This window comes from Hungatella sp. SB206 (genome assembly GCF_051132295.1).
GTDB classification, from domain to species: Bacteria; Bacillota; Clostridia; order Lachnospirales; family Lachnospiraceae; genus Hungatella; species Hungatella effluvii.
In genome coordinates this window covers 3779003-3797840 of sequence record NZ_CP096603.1, presented here as the reverse complement: position 1 = coordinate 3797840, position 18838 = coordinate 3779003, and the positions used below count along the sequence as shown (strand labels likewise).

The 18838-nt window shown below is 53.0% G+C and carries 14 protein-coding genes and 1 riboswitch; of the genes, 2 read left to right on the top strand and 12 right to left on the bottom strand.

The window, feature by feature from the left end; all coding sequences use genetic code 11:
- Positions 1 to 951: 951 nt before the first annotated feature.
- The 7 genes from M1L66_RS16640 to M1L66_RS16610 all read right to left on the bottom strand — a co-directional run bounded on the left by M1L66_RS16640 (position 952) and on the right by M1L66_RS16610 (position 11076).
- Positions 952 to 1503, bottom strand: a complete 552-nt coding sequence (locus M1L66_RS16640; RefSeq protein ID WP_434687178.1) for a hypothetical protein — start codon at positions 1501 to 1503, stop codon at positions 952 to 954.
- An 85-nt stretch (positions 1504 to 1588) separates the two neighbouring features.
- The gene (locus M1L66_RS16635) at positions 1589 to 7177 is read right to left on the bottom strand and encodes an InlB B-repeat-containing protein (RefSeq protein WP_434687176.1); all 5589 of its coding nucleotides are present in this window, start codon (positions 7175 to 7177) and stop codon (positions 1589 to 1591) included.
- Entirely contained in the window at positions 7174 to 7302 is a 129-nt protein-coding gene (locus tag M1L66_RS16630) for a hypothetical protein (protein ID WP_279288672.1), read from the bottom strand. The genes M1L66_RS16635 and M1L66_RS16630 overlap by 4 nt, the downstream gene beginning before the upstream one ends.
- Positions 7303 to 7398: 96 nt before the next feature.
- Positions 7399 to 7851 carry a hypothetical protein gene (locus M1L66_RS16625; protein ID WP_434687173.1) on the bottom strand — a complete coding sequence of 151 codons (453 nt, stop codon included), beginning with the start codon at positions 7849 to 7851 and terminating at the stop codon, positions 7399 to 7401.
- Positions 7820 to 8149, bottom strand: coding sequence for a hypothetical protein (locus M1L66_RS16620; protein WP_434687171.1), 330 nt, complete (start codon positions 8147 to 8149; stop codon positions 7820 to 7822). Before M1L66_RS16620 ends, M1L66_RS16625 begins: the two co-directional genes overlap by 32 nt.
- Positions 8150 to 8164: 15 nt before the next feature.
- Entirely contained in the window at positions 8165 to 8506 is a 342-nt protein-coding gene (locus M1L66_RS16615) for a DUF2442 domain-containing protein (RefSeq protein ID WP_187022059.1), read from the bottom strand.
- A gap of 122 nt (positions 8507 to 8628) precedes the next feature.
- Positions 8629 to 11076 (bottom strand): LuxR C-terminal-related transcriptional regulator, encoded by a 2448-nt coding sequence (locus tag M1L66_RS16610; protein ID WP_434687168.1) that lies wholly within the window; start codon positions 11074 to 11076, stop codon positions 8629 to 8631.
- Between the two features lie 151 nt (positions 11077 to 11227).
- Here M1L66_RS16610 and M1L66_RS16605 point away from each other — a divergent pair, with 151 nt between their 5' ends.
- Entirely contained in the window at positions 11228 to 11467 is a 240-nt protein-coding gene (locus M1L66_RS16605) for a DUF6512 family protein (protein ID WP_432764187.1), read from the top strand.
- 131 nt (positions 11468 to 11598) lie between these two features.
- Here M1L66_RS16605 and M1L66_RS16600 read toward each other — a convergent pair whose 3' ends face one another.
- Both M1L66_RS16600 and M1L66_RS16595 read right to left on the bottom strand, forming a co-directional pair.
- Entirely contained in the window at positions 11599 to 12198 is a 600-nt protein-coding gene (locus M1L66_RS16600; RefSeq protein ID WP_187022060.1) for a biotin transporter BioY, read from the bottom strand.
- Positions 12199 to 12340: 142 nt separating this feature from the next.
- On the bottom strand, positions 12341 to 12799 hold the full coding sequence (locus tag M1L66_RS16595; protein WP_434687166.1) for an Lrp/AsnC family transcriptional regulator: 459 nt from the start codon (positions 12797 to 12799) through the stop codon (positions 12341 to 12343).
- Between the two features lie 184 nt (positions 12800 to 12983).
- Between M1L66_RS16595 and M1L66_RS16590 the strand changes: the two genes are divergently transcribed.
- The gene (locus M1L66_RS16590; RefSeq protein WP_434694268.1) at positions 12984 to 14315 is read left to right on the top strand and encodes an MATE family efflux transporter; all 1332 of its coding nucleotides are present in this window, start codon (positions 12984 to 12986) and stop codon (positions 14313 to 14315) included.
- Between the two features lie 134 nt (positions 14316 to 14449).
- Here M1L66_RS16590 and M1L66_RS16585 read toward each other — a convergent pair whose 3' ends face one another.
- The 3 genes from M1L66_RS16585 to pepT form a co-directional block, all read right to left on the bottom strand.
- The gene (locus M1L66_RS16585) at positions 14450 to 16999 is read right to left on the bottom strand and encodes a cation-translocating P-type ATPase (protein ID WP_434687164.1); all 2550 of its coding nucleotides are present in this window, start codon (positions 16997 to 16999) and stop codon (positions 14450 to 14452) included.
- A gap of 53 nt (positions 17000 to 17052) precedes the next feature.
- Positions 17053 to 17147, bottom strand: a riboswitch (NiCo riboswitch).
- 114 nt (positions 17148 to 17261) lie between these two features.
- Entirely contained in the window at positions 17262 to 17516 is a 255-nt protein-coding gene (locus tag M1L66_RS16580; RefSeq protein WP_187022063.1) for a TfoX/Sxy family protein, read from the bottom strand.
- 13 nt (positions 17517 to 17529) lie between these two features.
- Positions 17530 to 18756, bottom strand: coding sequence for a peptidase T (gene pepT, locus M1L66_RS16575; protein ID WP_434687162.1), 1227 nt, complete (start codon positions 18754 to 18756; stop codon positions 17530 to 17532).
- Positions 18757 to 18838 lie beyond the last annotated feature (82 nt).

Genomic DNA, 18838 nt, shown 5'->3' with positions numbered 1-18838 from the left:
TTCGCCGGCATTTGATTTGGTCTTGAGCGTCTGTTTATAGACCTCTCCTGTCTCTACATCGCTGTCATCAATCTGTCTCCCTAATTGATTTTTTATTGTAATTTTACATTTTTTATGTTTACTGCGGTGAATTTGATAGCAATCAGCTCACTGACCCGGCAGCCTGTGGTGCCGTAATGATCAGAAACAGTTGTCCATTTAATTTCAGCAAAAATTCAATAGAAGAAAGAATTAAGGCTATTATGGCCACCAAAAAAGTAACCAGATTAAGTATGCTTGTCTCATTTGTTAATTATCCGCAAGCCGATCGCAAGTTTCAGCATAAAAAGCGGCCTGATTGTTACATCAAGCCGCTTTTATTGGGTTATTTTTGTTTTATGTCAAAATAGTACCCAACACCGCGCATGGTATGTAAATATTCTGGGGCATTGGAGACTGCTTTCAGACTGCTCCGCAGGCTTCGCATTTGGCAGTTCAGGGTATTATATATCCGTCCTGTATTACCAGCCAAGAGATACAGAAGATCAAATTGTTTCCGTGGCATTGTAATTTCTACATCCATAAGCACCACTTTTCTTCGATTGGGGTAGATAAACAGTATATTGTCCTCAGATAAGATTGGTGGGGCGTCAAAATGTATCTCGTCAGCAGCCGCCAGTGTTTGAACAATATGATTACTCTCTCCGTTGGTTGATATAGTCAGGATTGGCACAGTGGTAAACTCCCTTACTTTATTCAATGCTCGGAATCCATCACCTTTTTCCGGGGAAACGTCTATAATGACAAGCTGATACTGAAATCGTACAAGATATTTCATCCCATCGGCAACAGAAATCGTATAATAGGATCGCGTTCCCACTTCTTACTTGATAAACAGGGCGGGAGTGTGGCTAAGCCAGATCCCGCCCCGTTATTTACTATCCTAAGATAGTTCTCCGTACTGCTGCGCTTTTACCGCATGACAGAAACATAGGGTACAGCGATGTGTGCAAAGATGTAGGTGGTGTTCTTGTTTTCATCTCCGTTGTGACGACGGCCCACCATGCACTTTCCCGCAATTTCCATATAGGAACCATCGGATTCTTTGCAGGTTTTTTCCTCTGGGTTGATGGCGACACAAGGAATTAAGATTTTGGTGGTGTTGATTCTGGCGTAAACTTGTGCAATGGTATACTCTGTAGTGCCGTTTTCATCCCCGTGGTGTTTGCGGGCCACGATAATTTCCCCATGCTCACACTGGACATTGGATTCGGATTCTTTGACAGAGACTGTCCTGGAATCCCCAATCACCACATCAGTAAGCCCCAGGGCCTCGCTTTCCAGCGGAATCTGGAGGCTGGCAAACTTACACCATGTATTACCGTTTTCATCTCCCTCATGTTTACGAGCCGCTAAATGGCGGTAATCCGCATCGGTAAAATTGCTGTCAGATTCCTTTTGTGGAACGGTTTCGATGATGTTTACCTGTTCAAGTGTAATCATTTGTACGTTAATTTCTTTCATTCTGAATTCTCCTTTTCAAAGTGTATGGATTATCGTTTCGAGTACCAGGATAATGTATCGCCCCCCTTCTCGGGGGGTATACAGATTATGACTCCTTTAGCACCCCGTCTGGCCCGACCTCATAGCCGTCAATCTTTGTACTGACCGCCATAGAGCCATCCGCGTAGAGATAGTACCATTTGCCGCCAATCTGCTTCCAGCCACCAGACTGCATAAGGCCCGCCGAATCAAGGTAATACCACTTAACGTCCACCTGGTTCCAACCGATGACAGGCTTGCCATTCTCATAATACAGCCACTGTCCGGCATCGTTCTGTGTCCAGCCCTGCGCCGTGGCCGGATCGATGACCAGTTCCACATAGCGGTGGAGCACAGCCGCGACCTCGGCTCTGGTGGCCGTTCCCTGCGGGTCAAAGCGGTTTCCGTCCCTGGCGTTGATGATGCCCGCCATCTGCATGGCCTTTGCCGCGTCCTTCGCCCAGCTTGCGATGTTGGCATTGTCCGCAAAGGTCATGGCCTCACGGGTTTTAGGAACTGTGTAGCCCAGCGCCTTGGCGTAGTCTGCTATGATGACCGCCATCTCCTGACGGGTCACAGATTTATTCGGGGCGAAAGTAGTTGCCGTAGTACCGTTTACAATGCCCTTTTCCGCTGCCCAATTCACATAGGCTGCGTAGTAGGCGTCCGCTTTCACATCAGCAAATTTGCCTGCTTTGTAGCTGTTTGTATCCACTCCGGCCAGTCTGCCCAGCGCCGTGACAAACATTCCACGGGTAATGGAGGTGTCGGGGCTAAACTGGTTGCTGTCTGTGCCGGAGAGCAGACCACGGGCCGCCACAAATTCGATATCGGCTTTCGCCCAATGATTATCTGTGTCGGTGAACACCGGGGCGTCAGCCTTGTAGCCCACGCCGAACACGGAGAAGTGACCAGTGGAGAACAAAAGCGCCTTGGCGTTTACGTCATAGCTGGAATTGGTCAGCCAAGTCACCTTGCCGCTGCCGTCCACATAGACCGCCTGCACATTCCCGGTCTTTTCATTTGCGGGCAGGGTGTAGGGGATTGCCACGGACACGCTGCCGCCGCCGAAACTCGTAACAGCCTTGCCGCCGCTTGTCAGTGCAAGCCCGAACACCGGGCGGTTGCCGATAGCGTTTTGTGCCGCCGCCGACAGGGTGCTTGCCGCCACCGGCTTTGCGGAAACTATGACCGCTCCGCCCGCCACAGCCTGCGCTGTTTTCAGCGTGGCTAAATCAAGGGTGATGGTCGCCGCGTCGGCCTTGATCCGCACCTCGGTAACGCCTGCTTTGATGAGGGCGTCCACCGATTGTCCGGTCAGGGTCGCCGTGATGTCGCTTGCTTCTTTGCCCGTAGTTGCGTCGATGGTGACGGAGACGCCGTTTTTCTCTGTCCCTGCCTTTTTCACCGCGTCCTGGGCCGCTTTGATGGCGTCGGTGACGGACTTATCAGGCACGGTGACGGTGGCGCTGCCCTCCGTGGTGACGGTGGGCGTTACCTTTGTTTCCGCGTTGGTGGCCGTATCCGGCTTGCCGGGATCGGGAGGAGTGACGGCTGTCGTGCCACCGCCGGAGGACGAACCGCCACCGCCGCCATCGCCGCCGGAGGATTGGATGGTAAAGGTGACTGTCTTTGTCCCCGTATAATTCCCGATGCCGGTGATGGTAATGGTGGCCGTACCCACACTGACATTGTTGCTGTAGGACACCGTGTAATCAATATGTTCCCTCAGCGTTGCGCCGTTCAGCGTGACCACAGGGACGGGTTTGATGGCGCTGCCGGTTTGAGTGTAGCTGGCATTTACGCCGCTCACCGTGGCTGAGGATATGCTGACGGCGGGGATTCTCTCAAAAATCGCCTTGACTGTCACATTCGCGGCAGGCATGGTGAAGCTGTTATTTGCGATGTTAACGCCGCCGCTGACAACCTGCCACTCCTTGAAGCGATAGCCGCTGCTTGCCGAGGCGGTCAGGGTGATTCTCGCGCCCTGTCGCGCCGAATTGACATTGGCGCCGGCTGTGCCGTTGCCGTCGTCCTGAACCGTGATGGAATAGGTGGCTGTGGGTAATGCCTCGTAGGTGGCCGTAGCTGTTACCGCCTCATCTGGCATGGTAAAGTTTGCGGTTGCGCTGTTCCTGCTTGTGCCGTTTGTAAAGACAACGGACGGAGAAATCGTCCAATCCTTGAACTGTTGGCCTGCTGCCGGAGCGTTCGCCGTGATGGTGACCGTCGCGCCCTCCTCATAGCTGCCACTTCCGCTGCCGTTTGTGACGGTCAGGGCGTAGGTGGAGACGGGTGCGCTGGTCACAGTGACGGTGGCTGTGCCGGATTTGCTGGTATCCGCCGTGGAGGTTGCTCCGACCGTGAGCGTTGCCGCCGTCTCATCTGCCGCCACAGTCAGCAGGCCGGTATTGCTGATGGAGGTGCCCGCTTTGCGGCCCGTGACTGTCCATGTGACGGTCTGTGCCGGATTGTTTGTTCCGATGACAGAGGCCATAAACTGCTGTGTTGCGCCTTTCTGCACATTAGGATTGCCTGGAGTGACTGTCACAGTGGTTACGGTGGCTGGTGCATCCTGATAGGTGGCCGTGACCGTCGCCGGGCCTGCCGGCATGGTGTAGGTGGTGGTGGCTGAGCTGGCATCCGCAAGGGTTCCGCCGCCACTGGTAATAATCCATTTATCAAACACCTTGCCCTGCGCCGGGGCCTCTGCCGTGATGGTGACGGTGGATCCCGCCTCGTAGGTGCCACTGCCGCCGCCATTTGTGACAGTCAGGGCGTACTTTGTAACAGGGATTTCCTCAAAAATCGCCTTGACCGTTACATTCACGGCGGGCATGGTGAAGCTGTTATTTGCGATTGTCACACCTCCTTCAATTACCTGCCATTCTTTGAAGCGATAGCCGCTGTTTGCCGTGGCGGTCAGGGTGATTGCCGTACCCTGCTGTGCCGAATTGACATTGGCGCTGGCCGTGCCGTGGCCGTCGTCCTGAACCGTGATGGAATAGGTGGCTGCGGGCAATGCCTCGTAGGTGGCTGTTACCTCCACCGCGCTTGCAGGCATCGTGAAGCTGGTGCTCTGCACCTGCGGGTTGGCTAGGGTCACGTCTCCGCTATTGACCGTCCACTCCTTAAACCGCTGCCCTGTGGGGGCTGCGTCTGCTGTGATGGTGACGGTCGCGCCCTCTGCATAGCTGCCGCCGCCCGTGCCGCTGTTAACCGTGACGGCGAAAACCGGGATTTTCTCAAACGCCACATAGATGGTGTGGGGTTCCACAATGTCAGAGAGAGTATAGGTTTCGTTTGTTCCGTTTACAGTCACCCCGTTGTCCTTCCATTCCTTGACGCGGTAGAAGGCATCGGGCGCGGCGGTAAAGACAATGTTCTTCCCCTGCTGTACTGCCGCGCCATTGGAAATTGCAACGCCGTCCACCGTGGCTGTAAGCGTACCGCCTGAGCTGTATCCAAAATTGATGGTATGGGTGGCGCTGCCTCCGCCCGAAGCTTTATAGACCATCACCAACTGCGGATTGTTGGTGACGTTGAAATCACCAAATTGGTCGATGCTGACATCGACGCTCCCTTCCGTGTCGACCAAGATGGGAATGGTCCAAACCTTGCCGGAGCCGGCAGGCTCGCCGTCGATAACGGCGTTGCCCTCCCTGGTGGAACACTTGATGGCGCTCTTGGTGAGACCGGTCACCTCCTGGCTGAATGTAAGGACGATGCCGGTGCTGTCGGTGGTGCCGCTGACGCCGCCCGTCTGCTCCGCCGTAAAGGTGATTTGGTGGGTGGGCGGGGTTTTGCCGTTCAGGGTGCCGCCGGTGTGGTTTGTGAGGCCGTTTACCGTGCCGCCTACCGTGACTGCGCCGCCCGATACGGTGACATTGCCCGACACATCGCCGGTGATCTCCGCCGTGCCCGCCGACACCGTCAGGTTGCCCTCCGTGCCAGGGTTATACGTCCGCAAGATATGGCCGTTGACGGTGACGTCTGCATCCGTGTGATTGACGGTAAGATTTTCCCTGATGCCGCCGCCATTGCCATTTTCGCCGGTGATGAGGGTGGCGCTGCCCACGGTTACGCCGCCCAGTGCGTCGATGGCCAGCTCGCCGCCGGCGCTCTTGGCCGTCACACTGCCGCCGCTGATGTTCAGTACGCCGTCGCCCGTGCGGATACCCGCCCGGCCTTCCGTGGAGGCCGCCTCCACCGTACCGCCGGAGATATTGATGTCGCGGCTGGATGTAAGCCCATAGTTCCCGGCGCTGGCTGTGACCTCGGCCGTGTCGGAGATATTGATGCCTTGGGAGGCATAGATTCCGTTCGTAGTGTTCCCCGTGGCGGTGGCGATCAGCTTGCCGCCTGTCATGGTGAAGCTGCCCAAATCGACACTTATGGCGCTGCTATATTCTCCTGTTGTGCTCGCGTTCACGGTCAGGCCGGAAATTTCAAGCCCCTCCCTTGCCCAAATCGCGTTCTTCCCCTCGTTGGAGAGGGTCAGGACGCCGCTGCCCGTAAGTGTAAGGCTTCCGGCGTGGCCTTCCTTGTAGGTCAGGGCGCTTGCGCTTACTGTGCCGTTCACTTCCACAGTAACGTCCCCGACGGCTAAAAACACGATGTCGTTGCTGGAGCCCCCGATGCTGCCGTTGCCGGTCAGGGTCAGGGTGGCCGCCGCCGCATCCCAAGCCCAGGCCACGCTGCCGCCGGTTGTGTCGCTGCCGTCTTGGGTCAGGTCGTGTACCACTATGGTGCCGCCAAACTTCAAGATGCCGGTGACGGTGACGGCTGTCCGGAGGTTTTTGTTTGCCGCTGTGACAATATTTACCGTGATATAGGGCAGGTCGTTTTTACCCAGTCCCTCGGCCAGGGCATAGCCCTCGCCCGGCACGGGAGTGAAGTCGTAGGTTTCGTATTCCGTGTTCTCATAATCGTCGGCGCATTCCCACGTCACGGGGATGGCCGCTTCACCGTCCGCGCCGTCCAGGGTCACGGCCAGCGTCCCCGGCAGGCCGATAGCCGCCACGGTGGTCTTTTCCGTTACCTCAATGGTGTCAAGCGGCGCGGAGCCGTCAACCCCCGCAAAGCCGGTGATGATCTGCACCAGTTCATCCTTTGCAGGCGGCGGGTTCTGTTCGCCGCTGTCCTTTGCACACTCCCCGCACACAAAGGCGCAGGGCGTTCCGGGAACAGCCGGGGTATAGCCGCAGTTTTCGCCACGGTCCAGACCGCCCTCTCTGTCGGCTTCGCCGCCATTCACCTTGTGCTCATGCTGGCAGTCCAGCTCCTCAGTAATGCAGCCGCTTTCCTCGCTGCACATATGCGTGCATTCGGTCGGTTCTCTCTGCTCTGCGTCAGACGGTGTGGCATCGTTATCCGATATGCTGTCAGACGCCGGGTAGCAGTCGGACCTATGCTCGTGGATACACTCCGTCACTTCCTTGTAGCAGTCGTCCATGTGCTCGTGGCCGCAGGGCGTTCCCGGCGCCCCATCGGTGTAGCCGCAGTCAGCGGTATGCGCCGGGTGGTGTTCGCACAGGCCGGACTCGCCGACAGTCTGCCCGCCCTCCGTGGCAAATACCGTGTTCATCCCGGTCATGCTAAACAGCATGGCAATGGATAAAAGAACGGATAGCGTTCGTCTCCATTTTCTTTTCATCTCAAACCCTCCTCGTTATTCATTTCATCTTTTTTCTCCTGATCAATCTGCATGGCGGCCGACCCACATATTGCCGCGATGAATGCAAGCATCATCAGGTACTTATAAACCGCTGCCAACGGCATATATTCATTTCCCGCCATATATAACGCAAGCACAATGATTGTTAAGACGGCAATTACCGCTAGAACCGCCGAGAAGCGCCACGCAGCCTTTCTTTTTTACGCATCCTGCTCCACCTCCGGTACGACAGTGTATTCCCAGCCGTCTTTCAGCTCCGGCGGTTTCTTTAAAACCTCCACGGATTTTGCCTGTACCAGATATTCGCTGCCGTCATTCATATGGTGCAGCACCAGCAGGCGGTATTCGTCCATCTTTTCCGCCAGCCTCGGCAACCGTCTCTCCACAACCTCCCGGCTGTTTTGATAAATCAGCCACACATGGGGATATCCGGCCTTTGCTTCCCTTTTGGTCAGTTCTCTTGCCCACATGATTTTCTTGCCCACGGCATCGGGGCCGAACTGGGTGTAGCAGGCATCGTGAAACAGCACCATCGGATAACTGCGCCCTGTCTTATGCAGGCGCAGGGCTATAACACCGTTAAATTCTTCAATTTCCTGTGTCAGCGCCACCAGTGTGCCGCTATACAGTGTTTTCTTTTGCTCTTTGCTCATGTTCTATCCTCACTCTCGTCTGATAGGGTACCCGCAGCACCAGCTCCACCCCTTCAAACTCATGGGGATCAATTATAAATCTCGGATAGGTATCGAAGGTCAGCGTCCAGCCGTCTGTGGTGACGGAGCCAAAGATGTCCACATCCTTCAGCGGCGCATACCGCACCTGATTGAGCTGTTCCGCCATATTCAAAATCAGCAGGCTGCCGGAGGTAAGCTCCAGCTTCAGCCGGTAGTCCGGCAGCGGCGTCACCCGTATAATCTCTGGTATCTTTTTTCCCTTGTAACGACACGCCATAAAAACCCTCCTTTCTCAGACGGTCAGGGCGGACGGCTGCACAGCCGCTTCTCCACGTTCAATCCGCGATCTAACCACGGGCGGCACGCTAAGCGCCAGCCTGACCGCCGCGTCCGAATAAATGGACACCGTCTCCATTTCATCGCCTGTGTCAAAAAACAACGTCCAGCCGTCCGTGGTGACGGAATTGAAGATATTGACATCCGACAGCGGACAATACCGCATACTGCCGATCCGATCCGCCATGTTCAGAATCAGCAGACTGCCGGAGGTAAATTCCAGCTTCAGCCGGTAGTCCGGCAGCGGCGTCACCCGCCTGATCTCTGGTATCTGCTGCTCTTTTGCTCTGTAAGCCACAAAAAAGCCCCCCTTTCCCTGTTTAACGCTTGTGATTTCTTGTTTCAGGTATAAAAAACGCACCCTATAAGTTAATTATAGAGTGCGGAATAAATTTTCGCCCCCTCTTTTAGGGAGGGTTTTTAGAAATTCCCGTTTTCAATTTGTTTTCTTGAATTGACGCCGGTCTTTTGAAATATATTCTTCATATGCCACTTTACTGTTGTATCGGCCATGAACAATTTTTTTGCAATATCGGTATAAGAATCTCCCTGCTTAATCAGCCTAATCACATCAAGCTCTCTTGATGTCAATCCATGACCAATGATCTGAGCAAGCCCCTTTTCAATCGTTCGGAACAATTCTGCTATCTTATCCCGAGCTTCCTGTTCACAGCAATCAGGCAGCAGCTTTTTGATTCCCTCGTAGTTTTCCGCAAAGGGCAGGAACACCCGATCGGACAATGCGATTGCAAGAGCATCTCGCAAATTTTCTTTCGCCTCTTTGGGTTTTCCCAAGGCCATATACGCCTGAACCATGTAAATCTTCATATAGAGCTGCGGCAGTAGATTGGGGAAGATAGAGGAAATCCCCATCACATAGCCGCCCATGCCCAGCAGCTTTTTGTATTCCTTTTTTTCCAGCAGCACCCGCCCATATATGATATGGGCGAAAGGCTGAGACATGATAACCAGCCGCCTGTCGTCTATTTTCCCCTCCGCAAGCCACGGAGCTACTTCCTCCGGCTTTCCCAGAAGAAGGGAGAGATAACCATTTGCCAGATCATAGGTATACCGGCACAAGTCCTCGGTGTTGCGGTAGGAACGGTCGCGCAGGGTCGCAAGGCTGTCCTCCAAAAGCTCCCTGTCCCCATGCAGCAGGGCGAGCCTTGCCAGCGTGAACACGCCGCATTGGGCTATGCTGTTCTGGCGCTTGCTGTCGGCGGTGAAGATGGCACGGTGGCAGAGGATCTCGGCATCATCCGACTCGCCCCGGTGCAGATGGGCCTCTGCGCGCATAATCAGCTCCGCCCCGGTGCCGTGGCCTCTGGACAGCCGGTAATAATACGGCATACACTCGTCCATCTGCTCCAGTTCTTCATTAAGCTTTCCGCTCTCCCGCCAGTACATATACAGCACTGAAGGGGAACCGAATGTCCATGTGCTTTTGCTGTTGATGAGTGTGGCCGGACCGCCCAGCAGCTTAAGCGCTCTGCGGTGGCGTCCGCTCATGGCATCAATGCGGTTATACTCCAGAAAGGACAGCAGCAGCTCCAGTTCACCCCGCATGGCGTTCTTTTCTTCTTTCGAAACGGAACATTCCGCAATGACGCTTTCAATATCGTCCTTCTGGCGGAGCAGTTCCTCATTCTGCCCCAGGAAAAAGAGGGTAAAGGCCAACGGCACCAGCGATTTTGGGTAACGGACTTTCATCTCATGGGTGGTGTGTTCCATAATATCCAGGATCATTGGCGTGGTGGTTTCGTCGATGGTGTCCGCGATATCATAGCTGGTGAGCGGCATGGCGTACAGCCGTTCCCATGCCCCCGCGCGATAGTAGAAGCGCAGGGTATTCATCCGGTCGCCCGCTTTTTCGGCCAGGCCGCCGCCCTTTAAGTAGATTTCCTTCTGCCGTTCTTCGGGCAGGAGGGCGAATTTTTCCTCCAGCATCTTTTGGAGCTGGGTGTGCATGGTGTAGCAGGAATTTTCCCGGTCATAACGGATAAAGAAACGCTTCTCCCGCAGACGGTTTTCCGTCCCCTCCATCGTCAGGCCGGAGAAAGCCTGGGCCTGGGAAAGTGTGAACGTCGGGAAGATGGACACTTCCAGAAAGAAGTCTTTTTCGTCCTCGGACAGACCGCCCCAGAAGGTTTTCTGCATGAGGGCCGTCATACCGCCCTGTTCAAATTTTCCCGCTCTGACAAAGGCGTCCATCTGGATATACAGAGCCATGACCCAGCCATCCGTCAGGCGCATGACTTCTTCAAGTTGGACACCCGTGAGAGGAAGCCCGGCCTCTCGGTAATAGGCGTCTGTATCCTCCTTGGAAAAGGCAAACGCCTCCTCCTGCAAGAGATACAAAAGGCCGCTTCGTATCAGGCCGCCCCGCTCCTCCTTGACATAGGGGTGGGTCGCCACAACGATATGCAGCTTTTCGCCGCCGTGGCTGGACAGATATGTTAAGAACTCGCATGGACGGTACAGCTCCCATAGCTGAAAATTATCCAAAAGCAGAAAGGTTTCACGGTCGCAGGAAATTCCCTGTATTGTCTGGGCGATCTCCGGCATGGTATCTTCGTCCGGCATCCCGATGACGGAAAGCCGCTCCGCGCTTTCCTTGTCAACGGCGGCAATCAGGCCGCAGAAAATCTTCCATGCTTCCGCCGAGGTTTCGGAATGGAACTCATGCTGGTAAAGCGGATATGCTTCCGGGTTGCGGGTATCGAAAAAATGCTGGAGCGAGGTTGATTTCCCGAATCCGGAATCCGCTTCCAGAAGTGTCATGGGGTAAGACTTGATATTCTCCAGCCTTTCCATCAGCGCCTTGGGGTAATATCTGATATCCTGTTTTAATTGTCGTGGCCGTGGCATAAATGTATATTCCTTCCTGTGCCGCAAGACCATTACAACAACAGTACTATTCTGCTGTAGCCTTGCCAGCGTTTTGATTTCTTTACGTTTTATTATACTATAATTCACCCAAATACGACAGTGAATCTTGTGAAAAGCTAAGGCATTCAGTATCAGGAATTCTTACACATACTCGGGAGTCCTTGGATTTCATCTGCTTTCCCTGGATATCATCACCTTTCTGGTGAGTGTTCTGGCCGCCTTCGTCCTTGCCCTGCATCTGACTTCAAATGGGAAATTTCGTAAGTATGAACATGTTCTTGTGGCCGTAATTGCGTTGGTTGCAGTGCTGTTTTTCGTTTTCACATACTGTCCGCCGAAAATCGGGTTATTTGCAGAACCGGGAATCTGAATATAAACCGGCAGCAGACAGGATATAAACGCATGAAATAGAAAAACGGACTCCGAAGAGTCCGCTGTTTGTAATCCTGCTTCTATGGCAGGAAGATGAAAGAATCCCCCTCCAGCCTCTTTTATTCATTTCTATGACAGCATCTGCGACACCACTGGACGCAGCCTTGCAGCCAGCATAATGGCAAGAATGCACAGCAGGCCATCCGGAAACATGGTAGGCAGACAATAGACTGCGAAAATCGCCGCCCAGCCTACTGTGTTCGGTGTAACGACAATGAAGTGCGTAATAAAGTAGAAATATAAGATACCCGTTCCATAATAAATGACGTAACCGATCGCCGCCGCAAGGATCCAGGTCCTGATCTTCGACGAATGCAGGATCTCACATACCTTTCCCATTGCATAGGCCGCAAGGGCAAAGCCCAGCAGAAAGCCGAAGGTCGGCCGGATTAAATAGGCAGGGCCGCCGCCGCGCGCAAAAACCGGAAATCCTACCAGTCCAATGACCAGATACGTTGTGACACTGTAAAATGCTCGTTTCGATCCCAGCAGAAGACCTGCCAGAAGCACGAAAAGCCATTGAAGTGTGAAATTCATTGTATCTACGCCAACCGGAATTACAATCTTTAAAAAGGCTCCTACCGCGATTAACGAGGCAAAAAGACCACAAATCGCCATATCCTTCGTCAGTTCTCTTTTTTGAGCTATCACTCCATTTTTCTCTCTCATCTGTATCCTCACCTTTCTGTCTCAACTTTCGCAAGTGCTCATGATGATTGTACACTTTTTTAATAAATTTTACAATCTTTTTTTAGACGGCTCGCGGTGCTCCTGGTGGGGAGTGAACTGTAACAAGGCGTAAACCGCAGTGTCACAGCCGCAGCCCCTTGATATCCTTGATCCGGGACAGAATCATGTTGCAGCTGCTGCTGAGTACTCCGGGAAGCGGGTCTATCACTTCCTCGATCAGCTGCTCCATCTCCTCTCCCGACGCGGCGACCGCGTGGACATGCAGCTTGTTCTTTCCGGTGACACGGTAGATCTGGGTGATGGTTTCGTTCCGGCGCAGTATCTCTGTTACCTGGGCCAGTGTGTCCGGGCTTGTCTCAATCTCAAAGTAGCAGGATACGGCTCCGCTGATCTTCTGGGGATTGATAATGGTGGTATACTCTTCGATGACGCCCCGTTTTTCCAGCGACTGGACCCGCATCTTGACGGCCACCCGTGAGATACCGACCAGGCTGCCTATTTCCGAATAGGACATGCGGGCATTTTTAATCAATATCTGTACAATCTTCTGATCCAATTCATCCAGGCCTTCAAGAAACATATTATCTCCTTCTTTTACGTTCATTTTTCACAATCATAGATACAATCATTTCACCAGTTTCTCCTGATATTATAAAATCATTTGCTGCAAAAGGCAATCTATTAATTGACACGTGCTCTTTTAACCGATATAATAATTACGAAACGTAAGTTATAAATTACATATAGAAAGGTTTTGCGCGATGATGAAAGGTGATTTAACACAGGGGCCGGTGATGAAAACCATGCTACTATTTGCGGTTCCCATGATTTTAGGCAATCTTTTACAGCAGTGCTATAATGTGGCGGATACTCTCATTGTGGGCCGTTTCCTCGGGCCGGACGCACTGGCTGCGGTGGGATCCGCATTTACCCTGATGACTTTTCTGACCTCGATCCTGCTGGGACTCTGCATGGGAAGCAGCGTCGTATTTTCGATCCGGTATGGGCAGAAGGATTTTGACGGGCTGAAAGAAAGTATCTTTACCTCCTTTCTTCTCATTGCGGTAATTAGTATCCTCCTGAATCTGCTGGCCTTTTGGAGTACGGACCTGATCCTTATTTTTTTAAGAGTGCCGGAGGAAATACGGGGGATGATGCGGGAGTACCTGATGGTCATTTTCTGCGGTATCATGGCGGTGTTTCTCTATAACTATTTTTCCTGTCTCCTGCGCGCCATTGGTAATTCCGTCACGCCTCTGCTGTTTTTAGCTGTCTCCGCCGTGCTGAATATCGCTCTGGATCTCTGGTTTGTGCTGGGACTTCACCGCGGTGTCGCCGGAGCCGCCGAAGCCACCGTAATCTCCCAGTACGTTTCGGGGATTGGAATTGCCGTCTATTCCTGGTTTTCCTGCCCATGGCTGCGCATCGGGAAAGAACACAGGAGAATCCGCCGCTCCTGTTTAAAAGAGATTGCCGGATTTTCCGTGCTGACGTGTGTCCAGCAGTCTGTCATGAATCTCGGCATCCTGATGGTGCAGGGCCTTGTCAACAGCTTTGGCACAACGGTGATGGCGGCATTTGCGGTCGCTGTGAAGATAGATTCCTTTGCCTATATGCCGGTACAGGACTTTGGCAACGCCTTCTCCTCCTTTATTGCCCAGAATTTTGGCGCAGGAAGAAAAGACCGGATTCAGACCGGATTTAAGGGAGCGGTCCTCGTCTCCTTTCTGTTCTGCCTTGCGATTTCCGCGATTATCTGGATATTTGCACGTCCGCTGATGCTTCTGTTTGTCAGTGAACGGGAGACGGCTATTATTGCGGAAGGAATGCGTTACCTTCATATTGAGGGGGCTTTTTACTGCGGAATCGGCTGTCTGTTTCTGCTCTACGGACTTTACCGTGCGCTGGGAAAGCCGGGCATGTCCGTGGTACTCACGGTTATTTCCCTGGGAACCCGCGTCCTGCTCGCCTATGTTCTGTCTTCCATTCCGGCGATCGGCGTGGTTGGAATCTGGTGGTCGGTACCCATTGGGTGGTTTCTGGCGGACGCGGTCGGGTTGGGGTACTTTATCCGGTACAGACGGCGGCTGCTATAGAAGTATCAGACCAGGACGTTATAGAAAGGGCATTATACGTAATATAGGTATTACAGGTATTACGGATATTATGAAAAGATGAAGTCTGGATCACAGGATCCGGACTTCATCTTTTTATTTTATGCTTTGGGCGATCACGTTTCTCTGCATTTTCGATTTCTTACTGCTTTTACAGGCTCATACCAGAGTACAGAAACGGCAGCGATGCAGAGTACTGTAAAGGATTGGAGCAGGGATAAGGGAGCCAGCTTCAAAAATGAATGGATCGGGCTGTAAAGGCTGACTCCCAGAAGCAGCAGTGTCATAACGGCGGCCAGACGCATGACGCGGTCCCGCGCCAGTTTCTTCGCGGAGCACCAGGCGCTGTCGCACTCGGAAGCATTGACCAGCACAAGAAACAGATTGCCCAGGATCACGATGGAAAGCCCCATGGAGCGCGCCTGCGGGGCAGATTCACCCTGACAGAGCTTCAGGTAATAGCTTCCAAAGGAGGTGCCGAAAAGGACGAGCCCCTGCACAATACTTTTCGTCAGAGAGGAAAGGCGCAGCAGTTTTTTCGATCGTTTCCGCGGCGGTCTGCACATGACACACGATTCCGCGGGCTGCCGCTCCAGGATCACGGAGCAGGTCGGATCAATCATCAGTTCCATTAATACGATGTGTACAGGCAGAAACATGAGCGCAGAAGGTGCGATCCCCAGCATGGAGGCCGAAAGGGAGGCCAGGGCAATGGGGATATGGATAGTGAAGATATATCCCACCGCTTTTCGGATGTTGTCGTAGATCCGCCGCCCATCCCGCACGGTCTCGACAATGGTGTGAAAGTTATCATCCATCAGGATTAAGTCTGCGGCCTCCCTGGATACCTCACTTCCCCGTTTTCCCATAGCGATTCCAATGTCCGCATATTTCAATGCAGGCGCATCATTGACTCCGTCCCCAGTCATGGCGACGATCTCCCCGCTGTCCTTCAGAGCCCTGACAATCCGCATTTTGTGCTCAGGTATGACCCGCGCGAAGATCGATACCGATTTTACGGTCTGCCGCAGCTCTTCCTCTGTCATGCTGTCCAGCATCTCACCGGTGACACTGCCGCTCTCCCAGTCGATGCCGGTCTGTGCGGCGATGGCTGCCGCAGTTAAGCCGCTGTCTCCGGTAATCATGACGATACGGATACCTGCCCTACGGCAGAGGGCAATATCTTCTCTTATGCCTTCCCTCGGCGGATCATAAAGCCCTGCAAGCCCGGAAAACAGAAGGCCGCATCCAGCCAGAGAGTCCGGGACATTTTCATCCGGCGGCAGGGCCGCAGACGCCATGGCGATGACGCGGAGTCCTTCTCCGGACAGCTCCGCGACCTTCTCTTCCACTGCCTTCCGCTCATCTTCTGAGAGGGAACAGAGTTCGAGAATGGCTTCCGGAGACCCCTTGGAAGCCACGAGGCGTTCCCCATCCAGCTCCCAGACATGCCCCATTCGCCTGGATTCGTTGGTAAATGCGTACTCCTTAATAAGCGTACCGCGAAAGAGATCCTCCTTTGTAACTCCAGAATTCTCACAGTATTCCAGCATGGCTTTCTCCATGGGGTCATAGGCGTCGGTCTCGCAGGCCAGCCCCATAAGGAATACCAAACCGCTTTCTTTGGCGGCCTCGGGCCACAACGTTTTCACTTCCATATGGTTCTTCGTGATGGTTCCGGTCTTATCCACACAGAGGACAGAGACGGCTCCCAGCGTCTCGACTGACGGCAGATGACGCACCAGAGAGTGCTTCTTAGCCAGCCGCCATGCTCCCATAGAGAGAAAGACGGTGAGAACTACGGGAAATTCCTCTGGTATCATGGCCATGGCCAGGGTGACTCCCGACAAAATGCTCTTGATCAGCCGTTCCTGGAAGGGATAACCAGCCAGATTGATGTAAGTGAAGGTACTGACGAGGAGAAACAACAGTGCTGCGATTACCGCGCAGACGGTAACCAGGCTCTTCGTCTGCTTCTGAAGCGGAGTCATCACCTTTTCCGCTTCCAGAACGTGACTTCCCGCTTTTCCGTATTCCGTGGACGCGCCGGTCTTTTCCACCAGAACATAAGCATTTCCCTGCACGGCCAGGGTGCCAGCGTAGCAGAAATCGTGTTTCCAGTAGCCTTCGCTGCTCTCCGGTTCCGGGGACGGATGGGGATCCGACGACCGGGCATGCTTCCAGACACGGACCGGTTCACCGGTGAGTGTTGATTCATCGACACAGAAATCGCTGCAGGATACGATGGAGCCGTCAGCCGGAATCTTGATGCCCTCGCAGAGCGCCATGATATCCCCGGGTACCAGCTCCGCGCTGGCAATCTCCTGTCTGATACCGTCGCGGATCACCGTTACACGCGGAGCCGACAAATCCTTAAGCGCACGCAGCGTGCGGTCGGTCTTCCATTCCTGGGCCACATCGATGGTGATCATACAGGTGACAAACAGGAGCATCACTGCACCATCCCGTGGCTCTCCTAAAATGAAGTAGATCACCGAAGCGATCATCAGAAGGAGAAACATAGGTTCTGCCATGACGTGAAGTACCTTCTTAAAAAAACTTTCTTTCTTTTGCGGAGTCAGTTCATTTCTTCCGTACTTTTCGAGAAGCTTTTGTGCCCCGGCGGTTGTCAGACCTTCCGGCATCCCATTGTTCCAAGTCTCCATAAGGAACCTCCCATAATAGATTACAACAAAAAAGGTGCACCTGTGGAACATACTACTGTCCCACAGATGCACCTGATACCCATCTGCTGCCGTCTCGACGGCCCGGCTTCATGTCATTTACAGACATTGCCTGCTCAGTTTGTACTGTTGATCCCGCATCCTTTCAGATGGAATGCAGTGCAAAGAGATTATCTGATGTTATCTTATGAAGGAGGTCAGAAAAATGTGACAAAGGATTTCAGAAAAATCAGGCAGCCCGATTCTAACGAAACGAATTATAAAATTCTTTCAAATCCGCCTTTGTTTCCGCGTCAAGCTCCGTTTTCTTTATGCCGAGTATGGCTCCCTCCAGCGAATAGAGACGATGAATGCAGGCAGAATCATCGATAGCCTTGATACGCAGCCAGGCCTGACGGCTTCCAAGCTCCTTAAGTTCTTCATAAGTCGTGATACCGACCTGATTTAACTGTTCCTCCACTACTTTGCCGATATTCGGCAGTTTCGCCAGTTCTCCCATATAGAATCCTCCTTTAGCGTTCTGCGAATTTTTCTACAATCTTTAACAGAAGCTCAACCACTTTTTCCATGGACTGTACCGGAATAAACTCATACTTACCGTGGAAATTATAGCCTCCGGTGCAGAGATTCGGACACGGAAGACCCATGTAGGAAAGACGGGCGCCGTCGGTGCCTCCGCGGATCGGAGTTACGATCGGTTCGATGCCGATCTCTTCCATCGCCGCTTTGGCAATGTCGATCAGATAGATATTCGGCTCAATGATTTCTTTCATGTTGCGGTAGCTTTCCTTGAGTTCCAGATTCACGGTGCCTTTTCCGTACCTGTCATTTAAGTAGGCGGCAACACGCGTGATAAACTCTTTCTTCTCTGCGAATTTTTTCTCGTCAAAATCGCGGATGATATAGTCTAAATGAGCCTCCTCCACGGTTCCACGCATGGAGTCCAGATGGAAAAATCCTTCATAGCCTTCTGTATACATGGGATTTTCAAAGACCGGTAGCATGTTCTGGAACTCCATGGCCATGAGTATCGCATTCCTCATCTTTCCTTTGGAGGAGCCTGGATGAATGCTGGAGCCGTGAATATCTACCTTCGCGGAGGCTGCATTGAAGTTCTCATATTCCAATTCGCCTAATCCTCCGCCATCCACAGTATAGGCGGCATCTGCGGCGAATCCTGCCACATCGAATAAATCTGCTCCGTGTCCCACTTCCTCATCAGGTGTGAAGCCAATGCGGATCGTTCCATGGGGAATCTCCGGGTGAGCCAGAAGGTACTCTGCCATAGTCATGATTTCTGCCACACCGGCCTTGTCGTCCGCACCAAGCAGTGTGGTGCCGTCCGTGGTGACAATATCCTGTCCCTTATACTTTAACAGATCCGGGAAATCGGCTGCCTTCATGGTGAGACCAGTCTCCTGATTCATCAGGATGTCTCCGCCATCATACTGTTTTACAATCTGCGGGTGTACATTGGCGCCGGAGTAAGCCGGAGCCGTATCCATATGAGCGATAAAGCCGATTACCGGAACCTTCTTGTCCATGGTGGCCGGTATGGTAGCATATACGTATGAGTTCTGATCCACGCGCACGTCCTGTGCATGCATAGCGCGCAGTTCTTCCGCCAGAACCTCCGCTAAGACACGCTGGCTTTCCGTGCTCGGAAATTCTTCCACGTCTTCCTTCGATTCGGTATCGTAGGAAACATACTTTAAAAAGTGATTTAAAACTTCTGACATGATTCATGTCCTCCTTTGAGCTATATATCTCTGTATCGTTGTCAATTTTCTAATTATAACATAAACACGAACAGGGTGAAAG

What these genes read in the sequence shown, in the direction of transcription:
- M1L66_RS16635 (WP_434687176.1), bottom strand. Translation starts at nt 7,177, where the DNA reads ATGAAAAGAAAATGGAGACGAACGCTATCCGTTCTTTTATCCATTGCC.
- M1L66_RS16625 (WP_434687173.1), bottom strand. Translation starts at nt 7,851, where the DNA reads ATGAGCAAAGAGCAAAAGAAAACACTGTATAGCGGCACACTGGTGGCG.
- M1L66_RS16580 (WP_187022063.1), bottom strand. Translation starts at nt 17,516, where the DNA reads ATGGGAGAACTGGCGAAACTGCCGAATATCGGCAAAGTAGTGGAGGAA.
- M1L66_RS16590 (WP_434694268.1), top strand. Translation starts at nt 12,984, where the DNA reads ATGAAAGGTGATTTAACACAGGGGCCGGTGATGAAAACCATGCTACTA.
- M1L66_RS16620 (WP_434687171.1), bottom strand. Translation starts at nt 8,149, where the DNA reads ATGGCGTGTCGTTACAAGGGAAAAAAGATACCAGAGATTATACGGGTG.
- M1L66_RS16610 (WP_434687168.1), bottom strand. Translation starts at nt 11,076, where the DNA reads ATGCCACGGCCACGACAATTAAAACAGGATATCAGATATTACCCCAAG.
- M1L66_RS16640 (WP_434687178.1), bottom strand. Translation starts at nt 1,503, where the DNA reads ATGAAAGAAATTAACGTACAAATGATTACACTTGAACAGGTAAACATC.
- M1L66_RS16595 (WP_434687166.1), bottom strand. Translation starts at nt 12,799, where the DNA reads ATGTTTCTTGAAGGCCTGGATGAATTGGATCAGAAGATTGTACAGATA.
- pepT (WP_434687162.1), bottom strand. Translation starts at nt 18,756, where the DNA reads ATGTCAGAAGTTTTAAATCACTTTTTAAAGTATGTTTCCTACGATACC.
- M1L66_RS16585 (WP_434687164.1), bottom strand. Translation starts at nt 16,999, where the DNA reads ATGGAGACTTGGAACAATGGGATGCCGGAAGGTCTGACAACCGCCGGG.
- M1L66_RS16630 (WP_279288672.1), bottom strand. Translation starts at nt 7,302, where the DNA reads ATGCCGTTGGCAGCGGTTTATAAGTACCTGATGATGCTTGCATTCATC.
- M1L66_RS16600 (WP_187022060.1), bottom strand. Translation starts at nt 12,198, where the DNA reads ATGAGAGAGAAAAATGGAGTGATAGCTCAAAAAAGAGAACTGACGAAG.